The sequence below is a fragment of the 'Vigna radiata' phytoplasma genome (assembly GCF_030586915.1).
GTDB classification, from domain to species: Bacteria; Bacillota_I; Bacilli_A; order Acholeplasmatales; family Acholeplasmataceae; genus Phytoplasma; species Phytoplasma australasiaticum.
Map to the genome: position 1 here is coordinate 1 of NZ_JAOSIS010000022.1, position 8,792 is coordinate 8,792.

Here is an 8,792-nt window from a genome sequence, read left to right on the forward strand (position 1 = left end):
AGGGATAACATAAAAGGAGTTATAAGTTAAAATGATTCAAATAAAAAATAAATTATATCTTTTACCATTATTTTTAATTAATTATTTAGGATTATTCCTGTTAATCAATATTCATCCAGTTATGGCAGCGGATAATAATAAAAATCAACAAAAAGAAGATTATGATTTGGTAGATAAAGCAATTAATGATTTAAACGAAGGTATTGAATATTTTAATAAAAAAGGAATTCAAATTAATTTAACTAGAATTACTAAACTAATATCAACAAAACAAAAAAGAAATAACAAAACAGAAAACTCATCATCAAGTTCTAAAAAAATAAAAAAATAGAGTTATGTTAAAAAATCAAAATAATCTTATAAATGGAACAAAAAAATAAAAATAACGAATATGGTTTAAAAACCGACCTTGTAGTGTGTGCTTTTTTTGAACAACCTCTTAATTAAAGTTCTCTTATATTATCTTTATCGATGATAAAATTAATATGTTTTCTTCAGGTATTAATGGATTCGGACAAACTAACATTTTATTAGAAATTAAATTTCTTTATGCGGACGAAATCGCAACAAATTATTAATAAGGATAATGAATTTGTAAAAGAAATGATAACATATGACCAAAAGTATTTATCATTATTAAAACTAACTAAATAATAATCATTTCAAATCACTTATTTAAAACAATTAAGTAAATTTAAATAAGTAAGACCTTCTCCATAAAGGTTTTTTATACCTTTATTCATTGGCAAAGGAAAAGAACCATAAAATCAATTTTCTTTGAATGATTAATAAATATGGCAGTGACAAAATCACGCTCACCCAAACCCTCCACCGGCAACTAAACCAACAAAAATATAATCATCAAGTCTATTAAGGTGCTATAGTATCTTTAATAACTAAAAATTTTTATTTCAAAATTAATCTAAATAATTTTAGATTACAATTCAACACTTGATAATAAAAATATTTATATTAAGAAATTTAATTAAAAAAATAAACTTTTTAATTAAAATAATTTTTAAGTTTATCATTTTATAATTATGTTTAAATTATGATTTAAATTTATTACTTAATAATAATAAGTAAAATAAAATATTTATCATACATGTAATTATTACTAAATAAATTTTACTATATTTTTTAAATGAAAATATCCATTTTTGAGTATCAATGGAATAAATATTTGTTAAATATTTGTGAGCTAATTTGATAAATTTTGTATTATTTTTTTTCAAAATTTGATGGTTTTGGTTTTGTTCTTTTATTAATTTATTTTTATACTTTAAATCGATTATATTTTGTGTGAATGTTTTTTCTACTTCATATTTATCTTCGGTCAATGTTTTGTGAATCGTATCGAAGCTCGTGACTTTGTCTGTAACCTTATTAATGCTTTCATCTTGTTTTCGATCATTTTCATTTTTTCTTTGATCATTTTTAGTTAATGTTTTAAATCTTTGATTAAATTCTATAATACTTTCATCTTGTCTTCGATCAATTTCAGTTAATGTTTTTAATCTTTTATCAAAATCAATAGTATTTTTATCGTGTCTTTGATAATTTTCATAGTGTCTTTGATCAGTTTCGTCGTGTTTTTGATCATTTTTGTCGTGTCTTCGATCAGTTTCGTCGTGTCTTCGATCATTTTCATTGTGTATTTTGTCAATTTCGTCGTGTCTTTGATCAGTTTCGTCGTGTTTTTGATCATTTTTGTCGTGTCTTCGATCAGTTGCGTCGTGTCTTCGATCAGTTTCGTCGTGTATTTCATCAGTTTCAGTTAATGTTTGTAATCTTTTATTGAAATCAATAATATTTTTATCGTGTCTTTGATCAGTTTCGTCGTGTTTTTGATCATTTTTAGTTAGTTGTTCTATTTGATTTTTTAAATCATTAATTTTTTGATCATAAGCGATAAAATAATTTTTTAACTTATTTTGAAAATTATTTTGTAATTCGTTTTTGGTATCCTCTAAATTTTTTAGAGTTGCCGGTGTATTTTTAATTTGTTCTTTTAAATTAATAATTTCGTTTTGAGCATCTTCTATTTCAAGTCTTAGAAATGAAGTGAATAAAGGATTATTTATTATTTTATTTATTATACCTATTTTAGTTGGCGACCATGTTATAAAATTATTTGATATTTTATCCAACATTATATCTATTATTTTTTTTAAGTAAGAACTATATAAATTTAAAATATTTTTTTTATTTTTATATTCTAATAATAATATTCTCTGGAAATGTTCTAAAATTTTTTCTTCCGAAGTCGGCATATTTACAGATGTAAACAAGAAGTTTTTTATATAATCTTCTTCATTTTGAATATAGTATTGTTCTTTAGTTTCGAAACTAGATAATTCTATTTCTGTTCGCATTTGATCATATAATTTCGCTAATTGATTTTTTTCTTTAAATTGATTTTTTATCTTTTCTTTTAAAATTAACAAATTTTGTTGATATGTTAATGTTGAATCTATTGCTATTAAATTATTTTCAAATTCTTTTTCATTTTTTATTCGATTTTCTATTACATTATAATAATTGAAATTAGCTTGCAATTGTTTAAGGTGTTCCTTTGATTTAATGATTTCATTTTCTTTATCTTCTAAAATAAATTTTAATACTATTGTATAAAAAGGATATTTTATATTTTGGATTTGAGAATTTTTGTATAATTCATGAATTTTATATATATGGGAATTTCTTATTTTATTGTGAATTAATTTATAATTTACAAAAAAATCATATGAGTGAAATAATTGTTTTTTTTCTCTATATTCTTTTAATAATATATATTTAAGTTCTTCGATTACATCATCTTTTAGGGTTATTTGGGGATCAATCTTGATTAATTCTTTTATAAATTTTTTTTCATCTTTTATTGGTTGATTACGATTTGATATTGTAAATTTAATATCTAAATCTTTGTTTGCTAATTCAAAAGCTTTTGCTATTTTATTTCTTTTTAAAAATTGATTAACTATTCTTTCTTTTAAAATTACAATAACTTCGTCAGGATCAATAATATTATTATCTATAAAAATTAATTTTTGCTCTTCAGGTGTATTTGTTTTTAACTTTGCAACTTTATTTATTTGTGTATTTAAAAATAATTTGGATTTTTTGCTCTCATTATTAAGCTTAAATAATATTATTAAAAAAATATTTAATAATAAAAAAAACATAAAAACTGTAATTAATAATTTAATAATTTTATGTTGCATGGATTTTTCAAACATACTAAACAAACCTTTTCCGTTAATTTTATCTCAATTTTTTTATTAATTGTTTTTTAATTAAAATATTTTAAAATTATTAAAAAAATTAAATAAAAAAATAATAAATATGATTTATATACGGTAAGAATAATTTTTTATTAAATTAACCAAAAAAATTTTTTAATATAATTTTTACGTTTGAAATCGGATTTATTAAAATATAACCAATTTAAAAATATTTATTGTAAATTACAATTTTCAATAAAAAAAATTTCCCAAAATAAATAATTATAAATTAACAAATGTTTTAAAAGAATTAAATTTTTTAATATAATAGACCATTTGAATTAAGGAATAAAAAAAATAAAAAATATAAAACTATTTAATTTAATAGATAATTTAATTTTATCTATTAAGAATTTACTAAAAACCGATTAAAATAAAAATATGATTATAAATAATAATATATTAAGTTTATAAACATTAAATTAATTTTCAATTTAATAACATGTAAATCAATTTTACCAAATATTAATATTTGCGTCAATATTAAAAAAATAATAAGAATTTAAATTAGTTTTATTTAGTAAAAATTCAAATATTATAAAGAATCATGTATAAATTTCTGTTTAATTAATATTTTTAGATAATATTTAAATAATATAATTTTTTTAGTACCTCCAAAAAAATAATATCCCGAATTAATCAAATATTTTTTTAAATTTTATTTATTTTTTAAAAAAATTAAAAATAAAGTTTTTTTTAAAAAATTATTTCTTTTTAGAATAAATTAAAAAATATTGTTTTCATTTTGATTAAAAAAAACAAAAAAGACCAACTTAAAAGTTGGTCTTGATGATTAACAGATTTAATTGTAATGATTTTAAGATATAATTTGGTTTTAAAAATATCAATATCCAAAACTTTATTTTTTTGCTAGAGATATTTTACTATACTACTTAACCACTTAATGATTTCAACCTTTCTTATCCTTAACTTCTAGTTTGGTACATACTTGTTGACTAGATATTTAGTATAATCGTGCTTAATTGGTACTGATTATTAGTGATATAATGTGAATTTAGGTTTCTTTGACTCTTATATCCTTATATTAGGTTAATTTTAATTAACCATTATCGAGCGCAATTTAATAATATTTGTTGTAATATATTATAAATCTTATTTTGATCTTCTGTATCTCCATTTAAAAATACCCATTTAGTTACTTTTTTAATATCTTCCCCGATTAAATCAGGGTATTTTTGTTTCGATTGTTTCAAAAACTCTTTTATTTGCGGAATAACATCATTATCGTTTGATATTAATGCATATTTATTGTTTTTAAGATCTATCGATGATATTTGGATGAACATAATCAAAATGTTTTGTTTTATATCATTTAATAATTGAAAGTTTTTGTTTACTTCTTGATCGTTAATTTCACGGTTTATAATTTCTTTATCTTTAGTATTTAACTTTGTCGCCATAATAGAATGATTATTAATACTAATTAATAAAATTCCTAATAAAATTAATACATAATTTTTTATAATTGTAATTGGATTATTGTATTTAAACATTAATTATTAAACTCCTTTTATTTTTTTCTATTCCTTAGCTTAGGAGCGGCTATAGAAGGATCATTTATATAAATAATTATTTTTATACTGTATTATATCATTTTATATTTCAAAAGATAATGATGTTTTTTCTTTATATACATTATTATAATCTTAATTAATACTAAGATAGTTTCTTAATAATTTTTTTGAAAAAAATAAGATTGATTCATGAATTTCACAGCTTTTCTGATAATAGCGATTATTATCAAATATGGAAATTTGAATATATCATTATTATACAATTTTAAAAAAAGAATGTTAAATAAAAAAATATTAAGCCAAATTTTATATTTATTATTTATTTTTAATATTTTGATAATACATCAGATTTTTTAAATCAAATATAAACAAACAATGTATAATAATTAAAATGTGATTTTAATAATAAAAAAATAATTTTTTTAATTTTTTATTATTTTTTAGAAAGAAAAACGATAAAATTATTATGATAAATTTGCGTAAGAAACATTTTTTAATTTTAAGTATTATATTGTTAGCGATTATAATAATTTTTATATATATTAAAAAAACGAAAATTAATAATGATTATGAAAATGATATTTCTTTTCAAGAAGTGTCTAATTCAAATTTATCAGAAGAAATAAATTCTAAAGCATTAGAGTCAATACAAGACTTTGATGTGTATCCGAAAGATAAAAATGTTTATATTAGCGAAAATATTAATAATGTAAATAATAATAATATTGATTTTCAAGAAATATCGAATTCAAATTTTGCAAATAATATGGGTTTTAACCTACAATTACTGGATTCAAATTTTATAGAAAACATTGATTTAGAAATGCAATCATCAATACAAGGATTCAATACTCTAGCGGAAAATAACCATAAAACTAATATTAACATTGATCAATGGAAAAAAATTAAAAATTATTTTTTAGAATTTTATTGTGATGATGTTTTTGAAATATCTTTTTTACCAACTAAAGATCAAGTTTTTATTCAAAATGAAAAAACAAAATTTAACATTAAAGAGAAAATAAAACAAAAACAAGATGTCATATATAAATGGCAAAAACTATTTAATGAAAGCCAAATAAAAATAAACAATTTACAAAAAAAAATAAATTCTCTTCCTAATCCGCAAATTATCGAAAATGAATTTAAACAATTAACTACATCTGAGAATAACTTGAAGCAACGCCAATTGTACAAAAATAATAATATCCCAAATATACATCAACAAATACAAAAATACGATATTGACAAAGAAAATGAAAAATTACAATCACAAATAACACAAATAGAAGAAAAAAAAGAATATTTTTATAAAGAAATTAAAAAGGAAAAAGAAAATCAAAAAAGATTTTCCAAAATAATTTATGAAATAAAAAAAAATCATTATGACGAAATCCGATATAATATTCAATATATTAAAAATAATTTTTATATCGAATCAGTTTAATCAGTGTTTTATTATATTATTTAAAAAATATTATTAAATTGCATATTATATCTAAAAATTTAAAAAATTCTATTTCATAAAATAACATTAATTTTATTTATTTTAATGTTTATATTATAATTCTACTTTAATACATCATATTATTGTCTTTGATATATATCAAAATAATAAAATCAACTTTTAAAGTTGATTTTGTTAGTTTTTATCCGTAAGTTTCCTAAAAATATTTTATTATTAATTTATAATTTATCAATATTATCTTCTATTTCTTTAATGATATTAAAATTACAGATATATTTTTTTCTTAAATTCTATTTTTTAAAAATAAATTTTAAAATTAATTTCTATAATTACTTAATATTAACATTTATTGTTACATGAAAATGATTAATTTTTAAAATAATTGATAATATAAATTAAAAACGAAAAAAGTTTTGATGTAAAAAATCACGAATTCCTGAATATTTTTTTTGTTTATTATTAAAAGAATTATTCAATTGTTGATATTTTTCTTTTTCGTTTTGGATATCTTTTTTTAATAAATTCAATTGACTATTAAGTTCTTTAATTTGTTTATTTTTAAGAATATTTTCGTCATTTTTAGTGTCTTCAAGGTTTTTAATTTTTTGCCTTAAATTAATTATTTCAACTTCAAGTGATTTTTTATCTTTTAATAAAGATTTTATTTGTAATTTAAAATCGTTTTCTAAATTAGAAAATTTTTTTTCTTCTTGTGATAAATAATTTAATAATTCGTTTATCTCTTTTATTTTTTCTTTTATTTGTTTTTGTTTAAATTCTAGTTCTAATCTATTAAATATTAGATTCTGTACATTTTTTTTATCATTTGGATCTAAAAATTTGTTTTTAAGCCAAAAAATATACATATTGGAAGCTCCGTTGCTCATTTGTTTTAAATCTTCTAAAGAATAAATATCATCTTTTTTGTCTCTCTCTCCTTTATCAAACAAAACACACATTAACTTATATTCATTAGTGCCTAATTGTTTAAAAAGGGGATTTTTAATTTTCCAAATAAGATCGTATTTAACATTTTGTCCATTATAACATGGGTATTCTAAGGCAAAATAACTGAAACTTTCATAACAATTTTTGTTTATTAAATGTTGTAATATATCTTCTGTATTTTCCAGATGAATATCATGAATTTTCATATTATCTTGATTGTTCATATATTCATCTTTATTTATAGATATGGATAGATTATTTGCGTTTCAATATCAAAATTGGTATTTTTGATATCTATTACAAACAGCCCCCATCTAAACCGGACAAGCAAGTTTCCAAGCATCCGGCTTGCCATAATTTACCTTCTTACGAAGACTAACTTAATGTCACCACTGGTTAGTTGTTGATTATAATCGTCCTGTAACACTTTATGATATTGCACAATAAATTACTGACTTCTTTCGCCCTATAAAAGCCGTTAACCTTCATCTTGGGAGGGCGATTAACTTAATTATTCCAAATTAAGTTTTACTCCTCCGACTACTAAAAAGTCGCTTTATCCTTGAGCCTAATGACTTTTATTTCATTATTAGTTAATTTAATAACTAGCTTTTAGGATTCTCCAAGTTACTCTAAATATCGACCTTGATTCCTTAGGTGAAGTAACCATTTACTAATGGTGAGATTCCTGTTTTTTTGTTAATTGATAAACTATCCAACAATGATTGCTTATGTTGATAGACTCAGGACTGCTCGTTTATAGTAGTTTACGAAACAGGTTATCAAATTACATCTTCTTAGCTTCTTAGGCCCTTTCAGGCTTATCCTTAAAATCATTCGGTGGCGGCATCTTCTTGACTAACTACTTCGTCACAACCCGCTTTTAAGAACTGCTGTAATTCACTATTCTTTCGTTTAATGAACCATTCTTATCCTTTCAGTGTTTATCTGCACTGGTGATTGGTTAAATCACACGATATTTAGGCCTCTTTGGCGCCCCTATCACTTGATTAATATTTATAATCGAGAATAAAAATAAAAACAATGTGCTGTAATTAATGATTTTAATTATTTTTTTTAATTTAACCATATTTAACATCTCCTATTTATTTTATTCACATATATAAATTATCATTTTTAATATTTATTAACAAATATTTAGATATTTTTTTAAATTAAATAAAAATTAATAATCATTAAAATTTTATTAATAGTTATTATTTCTGGTATAAAGATAAATTTAAATTTATATAAAAAAATAAATTTTTGTAATTTTGGTTATATTTATTGACTAAATATCTATTAAATAAAATACATCTATGATATACGGATAGATTAATTGCGTTTTATTCAGCGATTTATCTTTGCTGTTTTATTTACAATCAGCCCCCGTCCAAACCGGACAAGCAAGTTTCCAAGCATCCGGCTTGCCATAATTTACTCTCTTGCGAGAACTAATTTCTCCTCGCGGTTAATTAGCTATTTATTCCTATTGTTCTTATTCTTTCTGATATCATGTATTTGTTGATTGGTTACCTTGCGGTGACAATCTTTACA

General features: G+C 20.6%; 5 protein-coding genes. 2 read left to right on the forward strand and 3 right to left on the reverse strand.

What is annotated here, in order from left to right; genetic code table 11:
• Positions 1–31: 31 nt before the first annotated feature.
• Positions 32–331 (forward strand): SVM family protein, encoded by a 300-nt coding sequence (locus tag OC710_RS02085; RefSeq protein ID WP_004995340.1) that lies wholly within the window; start codon positions 32–34, stop codon positions 329–331.
• A 718-nt stretch (positions 332–1,049) separates the two neighbouring features.
• On the opposite strand, the gene OC710_RS02090 is transcribed toward OC710_RS02085, so the two are convergent.
• A complete protein-coding gene (locus OC710_RS02090; RefSeq protein ID WP_004995337.1) occupies positions 1,050–3,239 on the reverse strand; it encodes a hypothetical protein in 2,190 nt (729 codons plus the stop codon).
• A 1,112-nt stretch (positions 3,240–4,351) separates the two neighbouring features.
• Entirely contained in the window at positions 4,352–4,798 is a 447-nt protein-coding gene (locus OC710_RS02095) for an SVM family protein (protein ID WP_054598519.1), read from the reverse strand.
• Positions 4,799–5,285: 487 nt separating this feature from the next.
• On the opposite strand from OC710_RS02095, the gene OC710_RS02100 reads away from it, so the two are divergent.
• Positions 5,286–6,266: a hypothetical protein gene (locus OC710_RS02100; RefSeq protein WP_054598518.1), complete on the forward strand. Its 981-nt coding sequence runs from the start codon at positions 5,286–5,288 to the stop codon at positions 6,264–6,266.
• 416 nt (positions 6,267–6,682) lie between these two features.
• Here OC710_RS02100 and OC710_RS02105 read toward each other — a convergent pair whose 3' ends face one another.
• A complete protein-coding gene (locus OC710_RS02105; RefSeq protein WP_054598516.1) occupies positions 6,683–7,459 on the reverse strand; it encodes a hypothetical protein in 777 nt (258 codons plus the stop codon).
• Between the last annotated feature and the right edge of the window lie 1,333 nt (positions 7,460–8,792).